The 21997-nt window shown below is 59.2% G+C and carries 22 protein-coding genes; 13 read left to right on the top strand and 9 right to left on the bottom strand.

Annotated features, from left to right (window positions below; translation table 11 throughout):
* Positions 1-119: 119 nt before the first annotated feature.
* From JSS95_00975 to JSS95_00945, 7 genes are all read right to left on the bottom strand, one after another.
* Positions 120-731 carry an NADH-quinone oxidoreductase subunit B gene (locus JSS95_00975; GenBank protein MBS1798375.1) on the bottom strand — a complete coding sequence of 204 codons (612 nt, stop codon included), beginning with the start codon at positions 729-731 and terminating at the stop codon, positions 120-122.
* 65 nt (positions 732-796) lie between these two features.
* Complete coding sequence (locus tag JSS95_00970) at positions 797-1600, bottom strand: hypothetical protein (protein MBS1798374.1); 804 nt, start codon at positions 1598-1600, stop codon at positions 797-799.
* Entirely contained in the window at positions 1590-4211 is a 2622-nt protein-coding gene (glnD, locus tag JSS95_00965; GenBank protein ID MBS1798373.1) for a [protein-PII] uridylyltransferase, read from the bottom strand. The genes JSS95_00970 and glnD overlap by 11 nt, the downstream gene beginning before the upstream one ends.
* Positions 4212-4293: 82 nt before the next feature.
* Complete coding sequence (locus JSS95_00960) at positions 4294-4632, bottom strand: P-II family nitrogen regulator (protein ID MBS1798372.1); 339 nt, start codon at positions 4630-4632, stop codon at positions 4294-4296.
* Between the two features lie 38 nt (positions 4633-4670).
* Entirely contained in the window at positions 4671-6068 is a 1398-nt protein-coding gene (locus tag JSS95_00955; GenBank protein MBS1798371.1) for an ammonium transporter, read from the bottom strand.
* 356 nt (positions 6069-6424) lie between these two features.
* A complete protein-coding gene (locus tag JSS95_00950; GenBank protein ID MBS1798370.1) occupies positions 6425-6703 on the bottom strand; it encodes a hypothetical protein in 279 nt (92 codons plus the stop codon).
* Between the two features lie 14 nt (positions 6704-6717).
* Positions 6718-7626 carry an alpha/beta hydrolase gene (locus tag JSS95_00945; GenBank protein ID MBS1798369.1) on the bottom strand — a complete coding sequence of 303 codons (909 nt, stop codon included), beginning with the start codon at positions 7624-7626 and terminating at the stop codon, positions 6718-6720.
* A 184-nt stretch (positions 7627-7810) separates the two neighbouring features.
* Between JSS95_00945 and JSS95_00940 the strand changes: the two genes are divergently transcribed.
* The 5 genes from JSS95_00940 to JSS95_00920 are packed head-to-tail and all read left to right on the top strand — an operon-like array spanning position 7811 to position 11074.
* On the top strand, positions 7811-8404 hold the full coding sequence (locus JSS95_00940; GenBank protein MBS1798368.1) for a D-sedoheptulose 7-phosphate isomerase: 594 nt from the start codon (positions 7811-7813) through the stop codon (positions 8402-8404).
* A 54-nt stretch (positions 8405-8458) separates the two neighbouring features.
* Positions 8459-9031, top strand: coding sequence for a thioredoxin family protein (locus JSS95_00935; GenBank protein ID MBS1798367.1), 573 nt, complete (start codon positions 8459-8461; stop codon positions 9029-9031).
* A 10-nt stretch (positions 9032-9041) separates the two neighbouring features.
* Entirely contained in the window at positions 9042-9692 is a 651-nt protein-coding gene (locus tag JSS95_00930) for a carbonic anhydrase (protein MBS1798366.1), read from the top strand.
* The gene (locus tag JSS95_00925; protein ID MBS1798365.1) at positions 9689-10606 is read left to right on the top strand and encodes a hypothetical protein; all 918 of its coding nucleotides are present in this window, start codon (positions 9689-9691) and stop codon (positions 10604-10606) included. The genes JSS95_00930 and JSS95_00925 overlap by 4 nt, the downstream gene beginning before the upstream one ends.
* 45 nt (positions 10607-10651) lie before the next feature.
* Positions 10652-11074 carry a TonB family protein gene (locus tag JSS95_00920; protein ID MBS1798364.1) on the top strand — a complete coding sequence of 141 codons (423 nt, stop codon included), beginning with the start codon at positions 10652-10654 and terminating at the stop codon, positions 11072-11074.
* Positions 11075-11077: 3 nt separating this feature from the next.
* On the opposite strand, the gene JSS95_00915 is transcribed toward JSS95_00920, so the two are convergent.
* Entirely contained in the window at positions 11078-11854 is a 777-nt protein-coding gene (locus JSS95_00915) for an ABC transporter ATP-binding protein (protein ID MBS1798363.1), read from the bottom strand.
* 36 nt (positions 11855-11890) lie between these two features.
* Here JSS95_00915 and JSS95_00910 point away from each other — a divergent pair, with 36 nt between their 5' ends.
* The gene (locus tag JSS95_00910; GenBank protein MBS1798362.1) at positions 11891-12481 is read left to right on the top strand and encodes a hypothetical protein; all 591 of its coding nucleotides are present in this window, start codon (positions 11891-11893) and stop codon (positions 12479-12481) included.
* Positions 12482-12604: 123 nt separating this feature from the next.
* Complete coding sequence (locus JSS95_00905; GenBank protein MBS1798361.1) at positions 12605-13156, top strand: hypothetical protein; 552 nt, start codon at positions 12605-12607, stop codon at positions 13154-13156.
* Positions 13157-13304: 148 nt separating this feature from the next.
* Here the strand turns inward: JSS95_00905 and JSS95_00900 are convergent, their stop codons facing one another.
* Positions 13305-13670, bottom strand: coding sequence for a hypothetical protein (locus JSS95_00900; protein ID MBS1798360.1), 366 nt, complete (start codon positions 13668-13670; stop codon positions 13305-13307).
* A 127-nt stretch (positions 13671-13797) separates the two neighbouring features.
* On the opposite strand from JSS95_00900, the gene JSS95_00895 reads away from it, so the two are divergent.
* The 6 genes from JSS95_00895 to JSS95_00870 all read left to right on the top strand — a co-directional run bounded on the left by JSS95_00895 (position 13798) and on the right by JSS95_00870 (position 21890).
* A complete protein-coding gene (locus JSS95_00895) occupies positions 13798-14178 on the top strand; it encodes a holo-ACP synthase (GenBank protein MBS1798359.1) in 381 nt (126 codons plus the stop codon).
* A gap of 231 nt (positions 14179-14409) precedes the next feature.
* On the top strand, positions 14410-15495 hold the full coding sequence (locus JSS95_00890) for an MCE family protein (protein MBS1798358.1): 1086 nt from the start codon (positions 14410-14412) through the stop codon (positions 15493-15495).
* Between the two features lie 190 nt (positions 15496-15685).
* A complete protein-coding gene (locus JSS95_00885; GenBank protein ID MBS1798357.1) occupies positions 15686-17746 on the top strand; it encodes a M13 family metallopeptidase in 2061 nt (686 codons plus the stop codon).
* 248 nt (positions 17747-17994) lie between these two features.
* The gene (locus JSS95_00880; protein MBS1798356.1) at positions 17995-19245 is read left to right on the top strand and encodes a beta-propeller fold lactonase family protein; all 1251 of its coding nucleotides are present in this window, start codon (positions 17995-17997) and stop codon (positions 19243-19245) included.
* 81 nt (positions 19246-19326) lie between these two features.
* Positions 19327-20577, top strand: coding sequence for a beta-propeller fold lactonase family protein (locus tag JSS95_00875; GenBank protein MBS1798355.1), 1251 nt, complete (start codon positions 19327-19329; stop codon positions 20575-20577).
* Between the two features lie 116 nt (positions 20578-20693).
* Positions 20694-21890 (top strand): beta-propeller fold lactonase family protein, encoded by a 1197-nt coding sequence (locus JSS95_00870; protein MBS1798354.1) that lies wholly within the window; start codon positions 20694-20696, stop codon positions 21888-21890.
* Positions 21891-21997: the final 107 nt, after the last annotated feature.

The following is a 21997-nucleotide window of genomic DNA, read 5'->3' as shown; positions in this document are numbered from 1 at the left end:
TTGCTAATGGTACCGGTAAAAAAATACTCTGCCGCAACACTATTTTCAATAGCTTACCTTTGGATTTTCGAACTGCAAGACGGGAGAATCTTCGCAGTTACCAAAGATAGCCTGCAAGATCATGCGAGATTCAGTGTCTTTTTCAGCGTTCCACGCTCACTTTGTATCTTCTCCTGCAACAAAGTAATGGCATAAAGCAGTTGTTCGGGGCGCGGCGGGCAACCTGGAACATAGATGTCAACCGGTATCACTTGGTTAACCCCCTGCAGCAATGCGTAGTTGTTGAAGACTCCACCCGAGGTGGCGCAGGCGCCCATCGAAATGACCCACTTCGGCTCGGGCATCTGTTCATAGAGCCGACGAATAACAGGTGCCATCTTCTGTGAAACGCGTCCGGCGATAATCATCAGATCGCTCTGCCGCGGTGAAGGACGAAAGACCTCAGCGCCGAAGCGGGCGATATCGTAACGCGAGCCGCCCATGGACATCATCTCGATAGCGCAGCAGGCGAGGCCGAAGGTCATGGGCCAGACCGAGTTTTTTCTGACCCAGTTGATGGCGGCATCGAGCGATGCAAGAACGATACCTTCAGGCTGCTCGGCCCCCCAGTTGACCTCCTTCAGCTTCTCCTGATTTTTGGCAAAGCTATCGAGGCTGCCGAACAGGTACCGGTCGCCCTTTTGCGGAGTTTCCGTGGGGCGTCCACTGCTGGTGTTGTCAGATGTGCTCATACGTCAATGATAGACGGTGGGCGGCCTTTGGACGAATTAAACGGGCCCTCGCGTCGATTTCCGGCTCATTGGATGCACGGCCGCTGTTCGATCTTGAGGTCGCGACTGGCCTTGAATGGCTGGGGAAGATCGAGTGCGATGCGAAAGCGTATCCATGTGAGTCTGCCGAGCGAAGTTGGCCTTCCGTCGGATGGATTTTCGACCGTGTGCGGTGTCGTTAGAAAATGCGCCGCCACGGTTGCGGCTGTGCGGGCCTGATCGGCGGTGCCCGGGACGAGGTGCGCGTCGAGAATCGTCAGCATCGCCTCGGGAGATTGACTGACGAGTGCTGCAAGATTCTGCTGCGCCGCCGATGGTTGGCTTGGGTTCGCTTCGTATTCGTTGTATGCCTTGAGGAGTTTGCTGAAGGTCATTTCATTCGCCGCGAAGCGGAACCGCCGAGGGTTCCAGCCGACTGCATCCTGCGCGCGGAAGCTGAAGTCCGTGCTAATCAGCAGCGGGCTCACGGAGTGATAGGGCGGCGTCGCCAGTTCGGCATAGTCGTGCGCAGGCCGCGGCTTGCCTTCAGGCAGAACACGAAGGATCCAGCCGGCGGCAAGGGGCTCCAGCATCAGCTCAAGGCCGCCGCCGATGGGACGAACGAAGGACTCGCCGGCGCGGAGCTGGCCTTCGAGCACACCGACGCGGCACTGTGCAGTCTTTACTGGTTGCTGTGAGATGCCTGCGATCGAAGTGAGCGCCGCCAACAATACTGCGCCAAAAATGGTTCGAGCTTTGCTCGAATGGCCTACCTTAGCCCGCTTCGCGGTCGAAGATGGGGCACCCGGTTTCTTGCTCTTTGATAAAAGCTCTGCCTGCTTAAGACGCATTCTGTTCCATCGCCTCCAGCAGGGCGGACTTCAAGGCTCGCTGCTGTTTCTTTTCAAGCTTCGCGGCGTTGTTCGTCAGGTAGAAGACGTCGATTGCGGTCTCGCCTTCGGTATCGATCAGCGCCACCTCGATGTTGTGTCCGTGCGCGGCGATGGTGAGCGAGAGCGCCCGCAACAGGCCGGGGACGTCCTGCGCGATCACCTCGAGCAGCGTGCTGTGCGAGGATGCCTCATCGTCGAACTCCAGTCGCGGAGTCACAATGACTTTTGGCGCTTTGCGGCGGCCACGGCGTCGGCTGCTGAGGAACTTCTCTACTGAGGTTGTACCAGAGACAACGTCGTGCACGCTCTTCACGAAGCGATCGTGCTCGGAGGCGTTCATCTCGAGCGTGCGAAAGGTATCGGTGAAGCGGAAGCTGTCGACTACGATTCCATTGCGATTGGCGAATGCATCGGCCGTCACGATATTCATGCCCCATGCCGCAAGAATTCCAGTCATGTTCGCGAAGAGCTGTGCACGGTCCGGCGTAACGACGGTCAACTCGCTAAAGACCGGCGTGTAGCGGAAATCCAACTGCACGCGATCTGCGGCGAGCTGCTCGGCCATGCGGAAGTGCGTGCGTATCTGGTCGGGCGAGCGCGTGAGAACGTACCGCTCGGGAAAGCCTTCGAGGAAGCCGGCGACGGCATCCCTGCGATCCGGGAGCAGCGCGGCAACGCGATCGACAAGCTCGCGGGCCTCCTGACCGCCGACGCGTTCGTCATCCACGCTGCGGTCGAGATAGTTTGCCGTCGCGATATACAGCCTCCAGAGATTCTCCGCCTTCCAGGGCGTGAGCGCGTCGGGATGCACCGCGTTGATGTCGGCATAGGTAAAGAGCGTGAGCATGCGGAGCATCTCCGGTGTCTGCACCTTTCCGGCGAAGGCACGGACCGTCTCCATGTCGAAGATGTCGCGGCGAAGCGCGGAAGACATCTCGAGGTGAAGCCCGATCACGTTGAGCACAAGGTCGCTCTCGTAGGGATCGAGCTCCAGACGGGCGACCACGCTTTGCGCCAGACGCGCGCTCTCCTGCGCATGATCACCTGTGCTGCGCCCCTTGCCGGTGTCGTGCAAAAGGGCCCCCAGGTAGAGCGTGGGAGCATGAGGCAACTCGCGCAACAACGTCCCCACGCGCGTTCCCCATTCGCCGGGCTTTGAGGACTGCGATGCTTCCAGCCCGTGCAGCGTGTCGATCAGAACGAAGGTGTGCTCATCGACGGTGTAGCGATGGTAAGCGTCGCGTATGACCAGTGCATCGATACCATGAAACTCCGGGAGCAGGAGTTCCAGAAGGCCGAGAGCGTGCATGGAACGCAGGGCCTGCCCGGCATATCGTCCAATGAGAACGGCCTGCAGGTGACGCCACAGTCCTGGACCTTCCTCCAGATTTGCGGAGAGAAGCGGGAGCGCCTGCGAGATGCGCTCTTCCGCTTCGCGTCCAAGACGGCACCCGGTGCGAGCAATGGCCGCGAAGACATCGAGAACGATCTCCGGATCGTGCGCGGCATCGCGGGCGCCCGAGGTGTAGCCCTTGGGCGCGGGGTCGAGAACGATACGTCCGTGGTCCATACGGAAGCCGCTCTGAGGCTCCACTCCGCGCTCGCGGCGAAGCAGGAGACGGCGCGCGCTCTTTGGTTCAGGGATGTCCTCTACTTTTCGCTTCAGACGACGTTCAACGCTGCGCGCGTGGCGAAAATAGAAGCCCATCCAGTAGGCTGCATCGATGGTCTGCGTATCGCGGCCATTCAATCCGATACCGGTCTCCGCTGCGGCGGCCTGCGCCTGCCAGTCGAGCGTGTTGTCGTCTCGATCGTGGCGGTAGTGCAGAAAGCAGCGGACAAGACGAAGGAACTCGATGGCCTGACGAAACTCGATATCTTCGACGTCCGTATTGACGGCTTCGCCGGCGTTCTCAAGCTGCGCCAGCCAACCGCAGACGTGGACATCGCGAAGGCCCCCGGGGCAGTCCTTGATGTTGGGTTCGAGATGAAAGAGCGTGTCGCCATACTTCTTGTGGCGCTCACGTGTGAGTTCGAGCAGGCTCGCCAGAATGGACTTCCTGTCGCGGTCGATCAGCTTCGGGACCGTCTGGGAGGCGAACTTTGCGTAGAAGCTGGAGTCGCCCGCGAGGAACCGCTGATCCATCAGCGACAGCGTGAACTCGGCGTTGTCCTCAGAGAAGCGCAGGCATTCGGCAAGCATTCGCGTCGCGGGCGAGACTCGGATGCCGCAGTCCCAAAGGTGCTGCCCGATGCGCCGGATCGTCTCCTTGACATCCTTCTCCTGAACGCGGGCGTCAAGCAGAAAAAGGAGGTCGACATCGGAGTAGGGGAAGAGCTCCCTGCGCCCATAGCCGCCGATTGCAAGCAGCGCAACTCCGCCTGCAATCCGTGGATCGCTCGCCGCGGCGCGGTTCCAGAGGCCGGCGACAAGATCGTCCATGGCGGCAGTGCGGGCCGCAATAGTGGCGGAGCCGGTTGCCCCGGCCTCAAATGCGCCGCGGATCTCCAGCATCTTCCTTTGGTATTGCCGCTGGCTGTCGAGATCGCTGCCTGTCGCCGCCTGCATCTTCTCCCTCTGAGACTTCAGAATATCGCGTCAGTTGCTTGCGAGAGCCGATGCATTCCGTCCGGACAACAAGCCCGAACGCTTACAGCGCGGTCTCGCCGCGCTCGTCGTTACGGATACGGATTGCTTCGTCGATCTTCGAGATGAATATCTTTCCGTCGCCGATGGTCCCTGTCCGCGCCGAGGTAAGAATGGCCTGCACGGCCTGGTCGACCATCTCGTCGGGAACGACGAGCTCGAGCTTGACCTTGGGCAACAGGTCCACCGAGTACTCGCGCCCGCGATAGACCTCGGTGTGCCCCTTTTGCCGTCCATGTCCGCGCGCCTCGAGAATGGTCATTCCGTTGATGCCTATCTCGACCAGCGCGTCCTTAACCGAATCCAGCTTCGAAGGCTGGATGACTGCTTCAATCTTCTGCATATCCGTTTCGTTCCTCTCGGCGTTTCGCCTGGATCAGTCTAGTGTGCCCAATCGTAGCCTTCTTCGCCGTGCTGCGAGAGGTCAAGACCGGTGCGCTCGTCGTCCTCACTCACCCTAAGCCCGATCGTCTTGTCGACGAGGAACAAAATGATGAGCGTACCCACAATCGAAATGCTCCAGGCAATGGCCACGCCCAGAAACTGGTTGAAGAGCTGGCGCCAGTTGCCTTCCAGCAGGCCTGTCGCCTTGCCCGCGCCAAAGATGGGATTGATGGCACTGTTGGCGAAGATGCCTGTAAGGATCGCTCCCAGCGTTCCGCCCGCGCCGTGAACGCCAAAGGCGTCGAGGGAATCGTCATAGCCGAACCACGCCTTGACCTTCACCACCATCAGATAGCAGAAGACGCCAGCGATCAGACCGATCCAGAGCGCCGACATCGGCGTCACGAAGCCCGCTGCCGGAGTGATGGCCACAAGTCCGGCGACCGCGCCCGAGATAGCACCCAGCGCAGAGGCCTTGCCTTGACGAAGCCACTCGGCGGCGCTCCAACCTACTGCCGCGGCGGCCGCGCCGAAGTGCGTGGCCACAAAGGCGGAGGTTGCCAGTGTTCCAGCCGAGAGAGCAGAACCGGCGTTGAAGCCGAACCAACCCACCCACAGGAGACAAGCTCCGATAAAGCTCAGGACCACGGAGTGCGGCGGCATGGGCTCCCTGGGAAAACCGAGGCGCTTGCCGAGGAAGATTGCCGTGACCAGCGCCGAGACTCCCGAGGTCACGTGAACGACGGTTCCGCCTGCAAAGTCGAGGCATGGGATACGGCCGCCCATGGCGGCATTGAGGAAGCCTCCCTTGCCCCAGACCATGTGCGCCATCGGGCTGTAGATGCACAGTGCCCAGAGAACTATGAAGACCAGCATGGCCGAGAACTTCATGCGCTCGGCGAAGGCGCCGGAGATGAGCGCCGGAGTAATGATGGCGAACATCAACTGATAGACCATGAAGGTCTGCGATGGGATCGTCGGCGCGTAGACGTCGGGCGTCAGGCCGACTCCGTGCAGGAAGATGTTATGGAAGCCACCGATGAAGGCATTGCCGTCCCCGAACGCCAGCGAGTAGACGACCACCGCCCAAAGCACGGTGATGACCGCCATCATGGCGAAGGTCTGCATCATGGTGCCGAGGACATTCTTTTTGCGCACCAGGCCGCCGTAGAACAGTGCCAGACCGGGGCCGCTCATCATCAGCACAAGAGCAGCGGAGACAAGCATCCAGGCGTTGTCGCCCGAGGTCTGGGCAGAAGAGATTGCAGTGGCGTTGGCGGCAGCCTGTTTCTCAAGCGCCGCGATACGGTCGATCTGACTTGCGGGCGCCTGACTTGCAGGCACCGGACTTGCGGCAGTCTGGGCCATGGCATTTTGCCCGGCCACGATCGGCATGCCTGCAAACAATGTCAGCAGAAGCCCTAAAAACACCTTCACTACGGCAACACGCATGGATTCCATCACCTGTCCGATTGGATTTCTTTACGTCAGAAATGCTGAGACGATGCCGTGCCTATCGCATGAAGCTCAATCGTGGAGCAATCGAATGTGGGGGCATCAGTAGCGCTTCGCTGCGGCGTGGGAGCGAAACCACTTCGCTGCGGCATGGGAGCGAAGTTGAAAAGCTGGTCGTGTAGTTATCAATCTACACAACGGAGCGCGCATCACAAAGCACGAATTGCGGTCTCATGCGGAGAAGACTCATTTTCTACCTGAATGGAGATTCACTCCCGCTCAGGATTTCGTGACCGCTAACTTCGCGTCAGCAACTCAATTGCGATGCGCTCCCACTCGGCTGAGAGGTCACCTTTTTCCACGGCTCGTCCTGCGCGCGCATACCAGTAGGCGGCGTTGCCGAGGTCGCTCTCCTTGCGATGCAGGTAAGCATGCACCCAGGCTCCATCGGGTCCGGCTACCTCCTGGGCAATTTCGTGGGCGCGATTCCAGTCGCCCTTTGCATCCAGCCACAACGCCAGTAGAAGACCGTCGAGATGTTCGGCGGCGGTTGAACGAAGATCGGCAAGGGTCATTCAGGGAGTCTCGACTACGGGGCTGGTGCGGCGTATCCGCGCTCGCGCATCCACTTGAGCAGGAGATCGGGCCAGATGCTGAGAGCAGGGTTGGCCGCGGCAAGTCCGACGCCGTGCACACCACGCTGGAAGATGTGCATTTCGGCAGGAACGCCAGCGTTGACTAACGCCTCGTAGAACATGACGCTGTTCATCACTGGCACCGTTTTGTCGTCGGTGGTCGAAAAGAGGAAGGTGGGCGGCGTGTCCGAGGTGACGCGCGTCTCGGCTGACATAGACCTTACGAGCGCTGGATCGGGGTCGTCGCCGAGAAGAGACTTGCGTGAGCCAGCGTGGGCCGTTGGCGCCATCAGCGTGATGACCGGGTAGGAGAGGATGAGGAACTGCGGCCTGCTGCTCTCGCGGTCGATGGGATCGGCGGCGCCGGGCTGGCCGGCATCGAACTGGGTGCCAGCGGTGGCGGTCAGGTGTCCTCCTGCGGAGGACCCCCACATGCCGACGCGATCTTTTTCGATGCCATACTCGGCAGCATGAGCGCGCACGAAGCGGATAGCGCGCTGGGCGTCCCCAAGCTCGATGGGATGATGGTATTGCGGACCAAGCCTGTACCGCAGAACAAACGCGGCAACACCGTGCTGGTTCAGCCATCGCGCGTAGACAAAGCCTTCCTTCTCCATTTCAAGATGGGAGTAACCGCCGCCCGGCGCGACGACGACGCCCGTTTTAGTTGCATTGGGCACCGTTGGCAAAAAGACGGTAATCGTGGGCTTGTCGGCCTCGGTGTTCCCTGTCGCTCCAGGAGCCCCCGTCGGCCACAGCAGCAACGGCGCGGGTACATCGGCAACAGGCGCTGCGGGTTGTTGCGCAAGACTGAATACGGGCAACATCGCCACGGCAAGAAAACTCTTCACGACCGACTTCATGCTTTCTCCTCACTTCGAATCACATCTAATGTAACAACGCGGATATCAATATGCACCTGTCTGGAGTGAGGTATTGGCGGCAGACCGGCAGTATCCGTAAGCGCTGAATCTGCTCGTGTGGATTTATCGACCGCAATCCCTTAACCTTGTCAGCGACGCCGGCAAATGCCTTTCTGGAGTTTCGATGAAGCACCTGGTTCAGAAGCAACTCGCCCAATCCATCGCTGCCATGCAGGCTACACTGGCCGATCTCCACATCGCCGACACGGTTTCGCTTGCAGCAGAGCTTACGGCAAATGCGATGCTGGCGGGGCGAAAGCTGATGGTCGCCGGCAATGGCGGCTCTGCCGCGGATGCTCAGCACCTGGTCGCCGAGTTTGTGGTGCGGTTGAAGGCGAACCGGCCAGCACTCCGCGCGATTGCATTGACGACGGACAGCTCGATCATCACGGCAGGCGGCAACGACTTCGGGTTCGACTGCATCTTCGCGCGTCAGATCGAGGCCCTGGGACAGCCGGGAGACATCTTTCTTGGCATTTCGACGTCGGGAAACTCGAAGAACATTACCCAGGCCCTGCAACAGGCCAAAGAAATGAGCATTACGACCATTGGCTTCAGCGGCAATGGCGGCGGCGCGATGAAGCCGCTCTGCGATCACAACGTCATCATCCCTTCAGACGTGACGATGAACATCCAGGAGTGCCATCTCGCGCTGGAGCACATCTTCTGCATGGCTGTTGAACGCTTTTACTTCGGAAGAGACATCGACGCAACATAACCCGCCCCCCGCAATGCTGCATCCAAGCGTGGGACGAAATAGAGTGAGGGATGTATGTCGAGAACACAGTCGGCGATGGTGCAGTTGGGGAGTGTGGCTCCTCCGTTTGAGTTGCCGGACGTGGTAACGGGAAAGGCCGTGGGACGCGACGATGTGGCGGCGGGGCGCAAGGGCCTGCTCGTCATGTTTCTCTGCGTGCATTGCCCTTATGTGAAGCATGTGGAAGAAGAGCTTGCGCGTATCGGACACGACTATCAGGATCGAATCGGCGTTGTGGCCATCTCATCGAACGATGTTGCCGCCTACCCGGAGGATTCGCCTGTCGAAATGAAGAACCAGGCCGAGCGGCTCGGCTTCCGGTTCCCCTATCTCTACGACGAGACACAGGAGGTTGCGCGCGAGTACGACGCGGCCTGCACTCCCGACATATTTTTGTTTGATGACGAAATGAAGCTGGTCTATCGCGGCCAGATCGACGGCAGCCGGCCGAAGCGCAAGGACATTGGGAACGACCTGCCTGTCGACGGCAGGGACCTTCGCGCGGCGATCGAGGCTGTACTTGCAGGAAAACGCCCTGACCCGAACCAGAAGTTCGCAGTCGGATGCAGCATCAAGTGGAAAGAATAACGAGGAAGGGATCGACGACGTGCTCAATAAGCTGAAGGCAGGAATTTTACGTTTCCAGGCAGAGGTCTACCCCGCGCAGGCGGAGATGTATCGCAGGGCCGTTACGGAGCCGCAGCAGCCCTCGTCGCTGATCGTCACCTGCGCCGATTCGCGCATCGACCCTGAGTTGATTACGCAGTCCGGGCCTGGCGAGATCTTCGTGACACGCAACATCGGAAACCTTGTGCCTGCTTACGGAGAGATGCTGGGCGGCGTCAGCGCTGTGATTGAGTACGCAGTAAGCGCATTGAAGGTGCGTCACATCGCCATCTGCGGCCACAGCGATTGCGGAGCCATGAAGGCCCTTCTAAGTCCGGGCAGCATGGATTCCATGCCGGCAGTAAAGAACTGGATGCGGAACGCAGAGGCGGCGCTCAGCGTGACCGATTCGTTGAGCGGGAAAGACGAGACACACCAGCAACGGCTGAAGCGGCTCACCGAAGAAAATGTTCTGCTCCAGATACAACATCTGAGAACGCATCCTTCTGTCGCCGGCGCAATGGCGCGCGAAGAGCTGACACTCTCCGGCTGGGTCTACGACATCGGCCCAGGACAGGTACGCATCTCCGAGAACGGCGAGAGGACCTTTCATCCAGTGACGGCAAAGGGCGCGAAGGCATGATCGCTCCCAGCCAGCGCAGGCTGGTGCTGGCAACGTTAGGCTACGTCGGCTGGCCGCTGCTGGCTTTGCTGATCTATGACGTCACCATTGTGGTGCTGTATAAGCACGGCTATCTCCACTGGGCGGCGTTGAACCTTATTCCGGTGTCGCTGCTTGGTTCGGTCATCAGCATTCTTGTCGCATTTCGCAATACGACATCGTATGCGCGCTGGTGGGAGGCTCGGACTCTGTGGGGAGCGATCGTCAACAACTCACGCAGCTGGGGACGCCAGGTAACGACTGTGATTCGACCGCCGTCCGGCGTCCCGGCCGACGAGCTTCAGCAGGTGCAGCAGCGCATGATCTACTACCAGATTGCCTGGGCCAATGCGCTTCGTCAGCATCTTCGCCGTCTGGATCCGGGTAAAGAGATCGCAGCCCTCCTCTCACCACTGGAGCTCGTCGAGTTGCGTAGCCAGGTAAATGTTCCCGTCGCCATTCAGCAGTGGCAAAGCAGGCAACTGATGGATCTCCACACAAGGGGCTGGCTCGATCATGCCGGGTGGCGCGCGATGGACGAGACGCTGAACGACCTCGTCGACGCGCAGGGCGGCGCCGAACGCATCAAGAACACGCCGATGCCGCGGCAGTACGACTACATTCCGCAGCTGTGCGTGCAAATCTTCTGCGTCGTGCTTCCCCTTGCAATGGGTGCAAGCATGGGATGGTTCACGCCGCTCGGTTCGGCTCTGGTTGGCTTCATCTTCCTTGCACTCGACAAGATCGGCCGCGACCTCGAAGACCCTTTCGACAATACCGTCTATGACATTCCGCTGACGTCGATCACGCGAACGATCGAGATCAACCTGCGGCAGATGCTCGGCGAACAGGAACTGCCGCCGCCGGTGGCTGCGGTCAAGGATGTGCTCTGGTAGGTGTGCAGGATTTATCATCTCCGTGCAATGCGGAGGCGACTCTGTATGAGACAGCAGATTCTTTCACTGCTCGTTGCGGCGGTGTCGGCAACCTGTACTACCCCGACTATCAGCCAGACTGCGGATACCCCTCATTCCACGGTAAAAATTGACCCTCAGGCCCCTGTAGGCAGCGCGAAGAATCCTGTGCGGGTTTCTTCTGGGGTTATGGCAGGTCTTTTGCTGGCACATAAACTACCGCTCTATCCGGTCGCAGAAGGGCCATATAAAAGTGGCGCTGTTATCTTGCATGCGATCATCACGCCGAATGGCAACGTTGATCGTGTAAGTGTTATCTCCAGCCCCGAATCTCTCCGACAGCGCGCCTTAGATGCCGTGCAACAATGGGTCTACAAACCCTATCTACTCAATGGAACCGCAGTATGGGTTCAAACAACCATAATGATGAACATCGACTTCGGAGGCTGACAGCTACGCTTCGTGGGCCACTCGGCCCGAACCCCGCTCTACATTCACAATCTCGCCGTCGCGCATATACAGAATGCGGTCAGCTATCTGTGCGGCCTCGGGGTTGTGGGTAATCATCAGCACCGTCTGATTCATTTCGCGGCTCGATCGGTGGAGCATGTCGAGAACGGCGTCGGAGTTCTTCGTGTCGAGGTTGCCGGTGGGCTCGTCGGCCAGCACGATCGACGGCCTTGAGATGAGCGCGCGCGCGATGGCAACACGCTGCTGTTCGCCGCCTGAAAGCTCGTTGGGGCGATGCTCCAAGCGCCCGTTGATGCCGAGAAGATCGCTGAGGTGGTCGAGCAGAGCGCGATCGAGCGGCTTCTTTTCTGGCGCGCCGAGATTGGCGATGTCGTGCGCGATCTCGACGTTACCCATGGCTGAAAGCGTGGGCAGCAGGTTGAACTTCTGGAAGATGAAACCGATCTTGGCGCGACGCAGGCGTGTTCGCTCAATATCGGACAACCGTGAGAAGTCGGCGCCATCGATCGTCAGCGAACCGCTTGTGGGCGAGGTCAATCCGCCCAGCACATAGAAGAGCGTCGATTTACCTGATCCCGATGGCCCCACGATGGCGACAAACTCGCCCGGATCGACGGAGAAGCTGACGCTGCGCAGTGCGGGAACCTCGAGCTTACCCGAGCGATAGGTCTTGCCCAGCTTCTGGGCAACGATGATGGGCCTGCCAGCGCTGCTTTGCGCAGAGGTGGTCGAAGAGGAAGAGGATGCGTTGATCGCCATGAGCTGCTTTGAGTTTATCGTGATTAGGGGGGCCGAGTGCGCGCGACGGAGTTTTTGCTGCTGGTATTGGTGGGGTGGACGACCGTCGGAGCCTTGGGTGTTGGCGTCTCCCTGATGCAGCGGCAACGCCGAAAAGCAGTGCGCCATGCCGCATGGATCGTGGCAGTATGGGTAATCTATCTCGCTGTTCTGATCGGGGTTTCGCTTCTACAGCCGCAGAAGTTCGTTGCCGCAGGCACTCCACAGTGCTACGGCAAGATGTGCTTCACGGTGCTCGGTTTCGATGAGATCCCGGGATATCTGCTGCATGGCAGCAGGCTGGTGCGCGTGAAGATAGGCATAGCGAACCGGGGACACAAACCTGAGAGCGAGTCGCGGATTCGCGCCTTCCTGATAAGCAAGCAAGGCGGCGGTTGGAGTGAGGTGCCTGGACTGTCCGGTGTACGGCTTACAACGAGAGTGCCCGCAGGAGGATCGACGGTCAGCGAGCCTGTCTTTAAAGTTGATGGCGATGCAGTTCCTGAAGGCATCGTTTTTACTCATGGACGATGGCAGCCCGGGGTGCTGGTGATCGGTGACTCCGACAGCCTGTTTCATCGTCCAACGATTGCGCTTCTGCCCAGATAAGGCTCGCTTTACTCTCTTGGCTCGCATATCGCGGAGTAAAAGTCGTGGGATTACTGTTTCCCTTGCAACTCCTTGCACGAAAAGCCCGCGACCTTTTGTAAATCATGCACATTACAAAGGTTAATGATTGGCACGGCAATTGCTTCCCTACGTGCCCGTATTGAGACGACGACCGGTATCGACAGCTTCAACCTGAACAGCAGCCAGACCGCACTGGGCACAGGCTTCTACGCTCTGCAGGGTAATCTCACCGCCGCCAAGTCGAACGACCCCGTCGTCTTCTTCGGCAATCTCTCTTACACTGCCAACCTGAACGGCACGCACTCGATCCCCGACCCGAACAACACCGGACAGATGATCCCCGGGAAGTTTGAGCCGGGCGCTGCGATCGGCTTTCAGCTTGGATCTATTCTTGCGCTGAATCCCGAGACCTCCATGACCATCGGCTGGGACCAGCGCTTCACGCGGGCGACGATTCTGAACGGACAGACGATTCCAGCGTCGTACCTTGTCGAAGGTTCGCTTCGCCTTGGCGCATCGTATATGTACGCAGCTGGAAGAACCGTCGATCTCAGCTTTGGCGTCGGCCTGACTCCGGACACTCCAAACCTTCAATTCTCCGTGGCGTTCCCCTTCCGCCGCACCCTGTGGAAACCGCGAGTGGATGTCCACTGAAAGATCACAACGCAACGACAACTGCATGACAAATCGCTGTCCGGCTGGGCGTAGGTTTATTTCAACGCGAGCAGGTCCAATGAACCGGCCTGCATCTGCCTCGGCGGTGGAGTGTGCAATGGGCGACATCTCCATCGCCATTTTTCTTTCAGGCGGGGGCAGCTCCCGTTGCCATCAGTGAGTGCAGGGTTATGTCTTCGAGAAAGCTGATTTCGATACGCAAGGTAAGAAGCTGGCCGAGATCGGCCGACCGCAGCGCATTTCGACGGCAGGTGCACAGATCGGTCAGGCTCAGGTGAGACGACCGGGTAAGCTCAAGCCCCGCGGCAACGATGGCTCCATACAGGTCGACGATCGAGCGGAGTTGGGCCTCGACACGCAATTCCACCATGCTGGGCGAGAGCGTGCGGCGGTCGAGCACCCAGCCTCCACCATCGGCAAGGCCCGAAAGAAGCTCCGGCAACAGGTCCGTGCGATTGTCGTAACTGAAGCTCTGGATTTCGAGCGCTTGCATCGAGGTTCGTTCTGCTCCGTTCATGCTGAGTTTTTCCGTCAGCTTCTTCATCGGAGCGCCGGGCTTGAAGCGTGACGGGTCGCGCGGTACGGTGGTCATGTGACCGGCGTTAGGGAGAGGTAAGCAAATGGTGCTTGGCGTAGGAACGGACCTGATCGAGATCACCCGGATCGAAGAGAGCATCGCCCAGTTCGGAGAGCGTTTTCTCGCGCGCGTCTTCACCCCTGGCGAGATTGCCTACTGCCGGATGAAGACAAAGAAGTCCGCTGAGAGTTTTGCGGCCCGGTTTGCGGCCAAAGAGGCCGGAGCAAAGGCCCTGGGAACGGGCATCAGCCGCGGAGTGAGCTGGAAGGAGCTTGAGGTCCGCCGCGAGCCGGGCGAGAGGCCGACGCTGCACCTCAGCGGTCGCGCCGCGGAGCGGGCCCGTGCGATGGGGATCCGGCGCCTCGCATTGAGCCTCTCGCACAGCCGCGACGTCGCCCTTGCAGTCGTCATCGCAGAAGATTGAAGCTGACATTGTCTGGCGCGCTGAAACTTCAACGTAGCGTGCGCATCCATACAGAAGCAAAGCACTTCGGACGCAATCGCCCAGGAGTGTTTCGAAGAAAAGAACCGGATGGAATCCGGTGGCAGTCATGTATCCTCAAACAGGTACAGGCACCCAGCTTTGCGAGGGGAGTGGATCGGTGGGTGCCGATCGACAGACGACTCCCGGCACGACCGATCTTCAAGGAGAGCTATGCCCAGCCAGCAGGAGGTACGATGGTCGCAACTGAAGGTCGGCGTCATCGTCGTGGTAGCTGCGGTCATCCTGGTCGCGCTGCTGTTCCTGATGACAAGCTCTGCCGGCTTGGGCATCTTCTCGCACAAACTCACCGTTGTCACTTACTTTGAGAACTCAGCCGGTCTTAAGCCGGGGGCCGCCGTCAACCTGCAGGGCGTCACCATTGGCACGGTGAAGACCGTGACTGTCGTCTCTTCGCCCGAGCGCAAGCTCACGCCGGTGCAGGTTGTGATGAAGCTCAACGAGAAGTATGCCGACGACTTGAGGAAGGACTCCAAGGCGTCGCTTTCCACCATCGGCGTTCTGGGCGATACCGTCGTCGATATTAACAGCCAATTCGCCGTTGGCTCTCCCTTGCGCGACGGCGACGAACTGAAGACGCTGGAGACCCCGAGCCTTACCGATGTCGTCAAGGCAAGCCAGGGAACGATCGAGAGCCTCAACGTGATCCTCGCCAAGATGAACACGATTGTGGATAACATGCAGTCCGGCAAGGGCTCGCTCGGCCAGTTGGTCAATAACCCCGATCTCTACAACAAGGTCAATGCTACGGTCGACGAGCTGCATAAGCTGACGGTGAACCTGAATAACGGTAAGGGTTCCATCGGCAAGCTGATGAGCGATGACACGCTCTATAACCACCTGAACGATACCGTGTCCAAGCTGGACAACATCGCCACGGAGCTCGACAAAGGCAACGGTACAACCGGGAAGCTGCTGAAGGACCCCTCGTTATTCGACAACCTGAACTCGACCCTGAAGCATGCCAACTCCCTGATGGCCGATGCGGATGCGGGCAAGGGCGGGCTGGGCCTGATTGCCAAGGACCCCAAATTCCGCAAGCAATTGGATGACACCTTCACGCAGATCAACCAGTTGGTAACCGGGATCAACCAGGGCCGCGGCACTCTGGGCAAGCTGGCGACGGAAGACACGCTCCATACCAACATGAACAACCTGCTGACCAACAGCAGCGACCTGGTCACGGCAATCCGGCAAAACCCGAAGAAATACCTGACCATCCATCTGAAGATCTTCTGATCTGGCGAAAAATGCGGCCCGGCAGCGTGGATTGGCCGCGTTTTTGTGACCAAATGCGTCGTCGCCGTTGGCCGGCAAGAGCAATCCTGTTAAATGCGCAGACCGTCTTTGATCCGCTCAAGGATCAGGGAGTATGTTGAACTCTGCCAACAATTAGCAACGTGGAGCATTTGCAGCCCTCAGGAGAGCCATGAACGTTACATTATCCAAATCACTGATCGCCCTTGCACTGGGCGCAACCATCATTCCCGTCGCCGGCGCTGAAGATGCCTCCGGACCGAAGTCTGTCCCCAAAAAGCCTGTCATCTTCGACCTGGCGGCAATCGATACCTCGGCCGACCCCTGCGTCGATTTTTACCAGTACGCTTGCGGGAACTGGAAGAAGAACAACCCCATCCCAGCCGACCAGACCCGCTGGGGCCGTTTCAACGAGTTGGCGGAGTACAACAACTACCTGCTCTATTCCGACCTGAAGGCTGCGGCCGATGCTCCAAAGACACCGCTGCAGAAGAAATACGGCGACTACTTCGCGGCCTGCATGAATGTGGACCTTGCGGACAAACTGGGCGCCAAGCCGATCGAGCCGATTCTGAAGACGATCAACGGCTGGAGCGATCGCAAGAAGCTCGCGACCCTGATGGGCGAGACGGAAGACAAATACGCCCTGGGCTTTCTGTTCAGCTTCGGCTCCGACCAGGACCAGAAGGACTCTACCAAACAAATCGGCGAGATCGACCAGGCAGGTCTTGGACTGCCCGATCGCGACTACTACCTGTCGCAGGATGACCGCTCGAAGAAGCTGCGTGAGCAATACGTCGAGCACGTTACGAAGATGTTTACGCTGATTGGCGACACGCCCGAGCAGGCGGCCAAGGAGGCGCAGAGCGTCCTCGCCGTTGAGACGGCGCTGGCGCAGGGTTCGATGGCTCGCGTCGACCGTCGCACCCCAGCCAATGTCTACCACATCATGACCATCGACCAGCTTCAGACACTGACGCCGGATTTCGACTGGAAGGTATACTTCACCGCCAAAAAGCAGAGCGTTCTGAAGACCGTCAACGTCGCCACGCCGGAGTTCTTCAAGGCAATGAACCATCAGATCGCCACAGCCGATGTCGATGCGCTGAAGAGCTATATGCGCTGGCACGCCGTTCACCGCTATGCCGCGAACTTGAGCGAAGCGTTTGTCGATGAGAACTTCGCCTTCTATGGCAAGACGCTTACGGGGCAGAAGGAGCTGGCTCCGCGCTGGAAGCGCTGTACGCAGTCGACCGACCGCGCGCTCGGCGAGGCGGTTGGGCAGGACTGGGTTGCAAAGAACTTTCCTCCGACGGCAAAAGACAACATGGAGAAGATGGTGAAGGCGCTAGAGGTCGCGCTTGACGACGACATCAAGCATCTCGACTGGATGAGCGACGCCACCAAGGTCGAAGCGAAGAAAAAGCTCGACGCCTTCCGCAGCAAAATCGGCTATCCCGAAAAGTGGCGCGACTATTCTTCGGTAAAGATCAAGCGCGACGATCCGATTTACAACGTACAGCAGATCGCGGCCTTCAACGACCGGCGCGACCTGGCGAAGATCGGCAAGCCTGTTGACGAGAAGGAGTGGTCGATGACGCCGCCGACCGTCAACGCTTACTACAACCCAGGCATGAACGACATCAACTTCCCTGCCGGGATTCTTCAGCCGCCGTTCTACGACTTCAAGGTTGACCCTGCGGTGAACTTCGGCGGCATCGGCGTTGTAATCGGCCACGAGATGACGCACGGCTTCGACGACCAGGGCAGCCAGTTCGATCCTCAGGGGAATGTGAGGATGTGGTGGACGGCCGAGGACCGGAGAAAGTTCGACGAGCGCACCGATTGCGAGGTGAAGGAGTATTCGGGCTTCGAGGTCGCTCCCGGTCAGAACCTGAATGGCAAGCTGACGCTCGGCGAGAACACCGCCGACAACGGCGGGCTCCGCATTGCCTACAAGGCGCTGATGGACACGCTGGCAGAACAAAACGCATCGACCACGGCGAAGACCGATAACTACACGCCGGCGCAGCGTTATTTCATCAGCTTCGGGCAGGTCTGGTGCGAGAACACGCGGGAAGAGGCTGCGCGTCTGCGCGCGAAGACCGACCCGCACTCATCGGGGCGTTGGCGCATCAACGGCAGCGTGCAGAACTTTGACGAGTTCGGCAAGGCCTTCTCCTGCAAAGTCGGCCAGCCGATGATGCCGGTCAACGCCTGCCGGGTCTGGTAACAATACATCGCCGTCTCTTAGCACAGATAAGCCCGGACTGAGTCCGGGCTTATCTGTTTGGCTTATCTATTGTGGCAGACGGGAGATGTCCGTCCGGAGGGTGTCCGCGATTTGCACGACGATTCCATCCCTCGAAGGTGGCACAAACTCGTCGCACCTTCTACAATATGCAGAGGAAATTATCCCTAAGATTTGCTCGCAAATAGACGGCATCCGGCAAACGGTGCTGGCGAGGATTAAGGAAACGCATGAGGTTGAGCAGGATTGGCCGGTTCTCCCTGGCCTTGGCAGTGTCCGTTGCATTGGGTCTGGGCATGACAGCGTGCGGCGGCGGCACGGTCGCTTATATCTGGGTTCTTGGCACGCAGTACAACCAGGTTGCCGGCTTCAAGGTCGACAACTACACCGGCAATCTGACCCAGGTTGTCCGCTCACCTTATAGCTCCAATGGAACAAACCCGGTTGCGATCGTCGTGAAGCCCGGCGGACGCTATGTATACGTCATCAACAAAGGGGACTCCAAGACCGCCGGCAACATCTCCCTCTTCAGTGTAGGCGGCGACGGTGTGCTCACCTTCCAGCAGTCGTACACCAGCCGAGGATCCACCCCCGTGTGGGCAACCGTAGACTCGTCTGGCAGCTACCTGTACGTACTCGATACGCTGTATCCGGATACGCCGTCGTATCCGAATCCGAACGGCCTGGGCGACATTACAGTCTTTGCCATCGCAAACGACACTGGACGTCTGCAGCTCGTCCCGAACCAGCAGATCAAGGACAGCAATCAGACGCAGTTGACCTTCTTCCCTGTCGGCCCGAAGCCCCTCATGATGCGCGTCGCCAATGGCTGCGTCTTTACGGTCAACTCCGGCGACCAGACAGTCTTCCCGTATTCGGCAGGCGCCAGCGGACAGCTTACGCTGACAGCGAACTCGACGATTACAACCGGCGCAGGCAACCTGACCTCAATCAGCAACAGCGGCAACTACGTTTATCTGACCGATGCCGCGCCCACCCCGGACAGCCCCGGCGGCCGCGTTCTGGCTTACACGGTAGGCACCGGCTCCTCGGCCTGCTCACTGAACACGCTGACTGGCGGTCCGGTAAACAACCTGCCGCTGACCTCGAACCCGGTCTATTCAATGGCCGACAACAAGGGTAAGACGCTGTACGTGCTGAACCGTTCCTCGCTCGACCCGAACAACAAGACCAGCTCGATCTCGGCCTTTACGATCGACCCGACGACCGGCAAGCTCGCCTTCCTCGGAACGGGCGGCAGCCCTGCGGCAGGCAATCCGTATAAGACCGGCTCCGGCCCAGTCTGCATGGTGGAGGACCCGACGAACCAGTACGTCTATACCTCCAACAACATTGACTCGACGCTGACAGGACAGCGGATCGACTCCAACTCCGGTGAGTTGCGAGACCTGAATCGCGGGAATACCTTCCCCACGGTCGGGCAGCCGACCTGTATGGCGCTCAGCGGAAACGTCAACTAGCCGGCTCGGAACGGCAGCAAGCATGGCCGGTCGGGGATGATACCGACCGGCAACTGAATCGGTATCGGAGCAAGGGAGCGCATGACGTTGAAGACGAAGGGCCGTAGAACCGCGCATGGCGCGATGGCTTCGATTCTGTCCATAGCCATGGGGCTTGGCCTTACGGCGTGCGGCCGCGACTACACAGTCGGTTATGTCTACGCCACCACGGCGCAGGCAACTGCAGGCCTGGTCAACGGCTACAAGGTGGACTATCAGCAGGGCTACCTCGTTCAGCTTGCTAACTCTCCTACCCCGTCAGGCGGCAAGAACCCGGTTACTGTTGTCGCTTCACCAGACCACCTGAGCATCTACGTCGTGCATCGCGACGACTCCAACGTCGTTCACTTCCTCATCGGGACCGACGGCAAAATCTACCCGCAGAAGACCTACAACATCAGCGGCAGCTTTGCCACCGATGCTTCGATCGATGCGGCGGGCAAGTTTCTGTACGTGACCTACACGTACCAGAACACGCTTACGCTCAATTCTGACGGCACTGTCGCTTCGCAGAGCCAACTCTATACGCCGGCGAACCCCGGCCCCGGCGGCGTGACCGTCTTTCCGATCAACTCCGACGGATCGCTTGGCGGCGCGAAGAACTTCAACCTGGGCCGCGCTCCTGTCAAAGTTACTGCGACCAGCAAGAACCACTTCGTTTATGTGATTGCGCAGGACTCGGCGACAACAGCAAACCTCTTCGGCTTCGCTCAAAACTCAAGTACCGGCGCGTTGACCCCCCTTCCCGGCATAGTCATCAACCCGGGTAATAATGTTTCGACCGGCTATCCTGCGGGGACGACGCCTGGCGGAATCGTCGAGGATGCTTCGGCAACCCACCTCTACGTTACGGATCAGAGCGCGAATGCAGTGCTGGCATACAACATTGCCGCTACTGGAGTTCCCACCCTCTTCGCTTCCGTCAAGACAGGCGCACTTCCCGCAGGCATGACGATCGACGCCAGCGGGAAGTATCTCTACGTTGCCAGCTACACCGATGGCACCATCAATGGGTACACCTTCGGCGCAAGCGGCGAACCTGTTCAGTCCACCGTTGCCGGAAGTGTTCAGGCTGGCAATGGCCCCACATGCCTGGCCACAATTGGCGCTCCCGCGACCGGTACACCGATTCACGCAGTTTATCTCTACGCTTCCAACCAGTTGAGCAATAACGTGACTGGCACACAGATGTCCGTTACAGACGGCAGCCTGAGACAGATTCAAAACACTCCATTTGGAGCGAATTCGCTTCCCACCTGCCTTGTGACGGTGCCGGCAGTATCAGGACGCTGATCCGATAAGGTGCGAAGATAGACAATCAAGGCGGGAAGTTCCGCCGGGGATGAAGGAAACAGATGCGTTTGACAGAAAAGATCTTTGGATCGACGGCGAAGAAGCAAGTCAGGGCTATGCGAGCCGCCTCGGTGGTGCTGCTAAGCGGAATGCTGGGCCTGACCGCCTGCTCTCGCGATTACACGGTCGCTTATCTCTATGCCACGGCCGCGGGCAATAACGCGCCCGGCGTTATCAACGAGTATGGCATCGCGTACCAGTCGGGAGCGTTGGTGCCGATCAATGGCACGCCGGTAGCCACGGGCAACAACCCGGTCTCGATTGTTGCGACCTCCAACGGCTTGTTTCTCTATGTGCTGAACCAGGGCGACTCAACCGTTCAGGAGTTCGCGGTCGGCACGGATGGCAAGCTCACCTCGAAGAATACCTATAAGACGGGAACACACCCCACATCCCAGGCCTTGGATGCTGCGGGCAAGTTCCTCTACGTCACCTATACCTATCAGCCGGGTTACTCGGCAACGAACCCGGGTCCTGGCGGCATCAACATCTTTCCGGTCAGCGCCGACAACTCGCTTGGCACTCCGACCAACGTAAATGTCGGCAATAATCCGGTTGGCGTTGCAACGACGAACTTCAACAACTATGTATACGCGATCGATGCTGAGCCTGCGATCGGTTCCGGATCGCCCTTCGGCGTCCTGTTGGCTTTCTCGCAGAATGCAACCTCCGGCGCACTGACCCCGGTTGGCGCCACTAAAATCACGGTCGACAACAGCGGCAGAACGGTTGCCACCGGCTACGGTGCGGGAACGGTTCCCAGCGCAATCGCTGTCGATCCGCGGTCGCGATTCGTCTATGTTACGGACCGCGCAACCAATCAGCTCTACGGCAATCTGGTAATCGCCGGCGGCCTGCTTCAGCCGATGCAGAACTCGCCATTCGCTACCGGTTTGCTTCCGGTTGCTGTCACCGTCGATCCTCGCGGAAAGTATCTCTATGTCTCCAACTTCAACTCCAACACGGTTGGGGCCTATGTGATCGACCAGTCGACCGGAGCCGCGGTTGGTGCGGTCGGTTCGAACGCAACGAGCGTGGGCACCGGGCCTACCTGCCTGGCCATCGAGCCTGCGCTGGGTATCTACATGTATTCGTCGAACAACCTGGACAACACCACCACAGGCATGCAGCTCGATCCGCACAACGGAACGTTGAAGTCGACTCAGAACTCTCCGTATCCCGCGAGCGGAACTCCTACCTGCATTGTTGCCGTGGCCAACGGCGCTCATGCGACGCAGGTCGTCCAACCATAGGCTGGCTACATTGCTTCAATAGAAAAGCCTCGCGCAGCGAGGCTTTTCTATTGCCATTCTGGAGTCTCTGTAACTGCCGTCGTTCTTCCGCTTGACCAAAGCGAAGG

Source organism: Acidobacteriota bacterium (assembly GCA_018268895.1).
Taxonomy (GTDB): Bacteria; Acidobacteriota; Terriglobia; order Terriglobales; family Acidobacteriaceae; genus Edaphobacter.
Note: the sequence above shows the minus strand (reverse complement) of the source record. Positions and strands in the feature narration are given on the sequence as shown.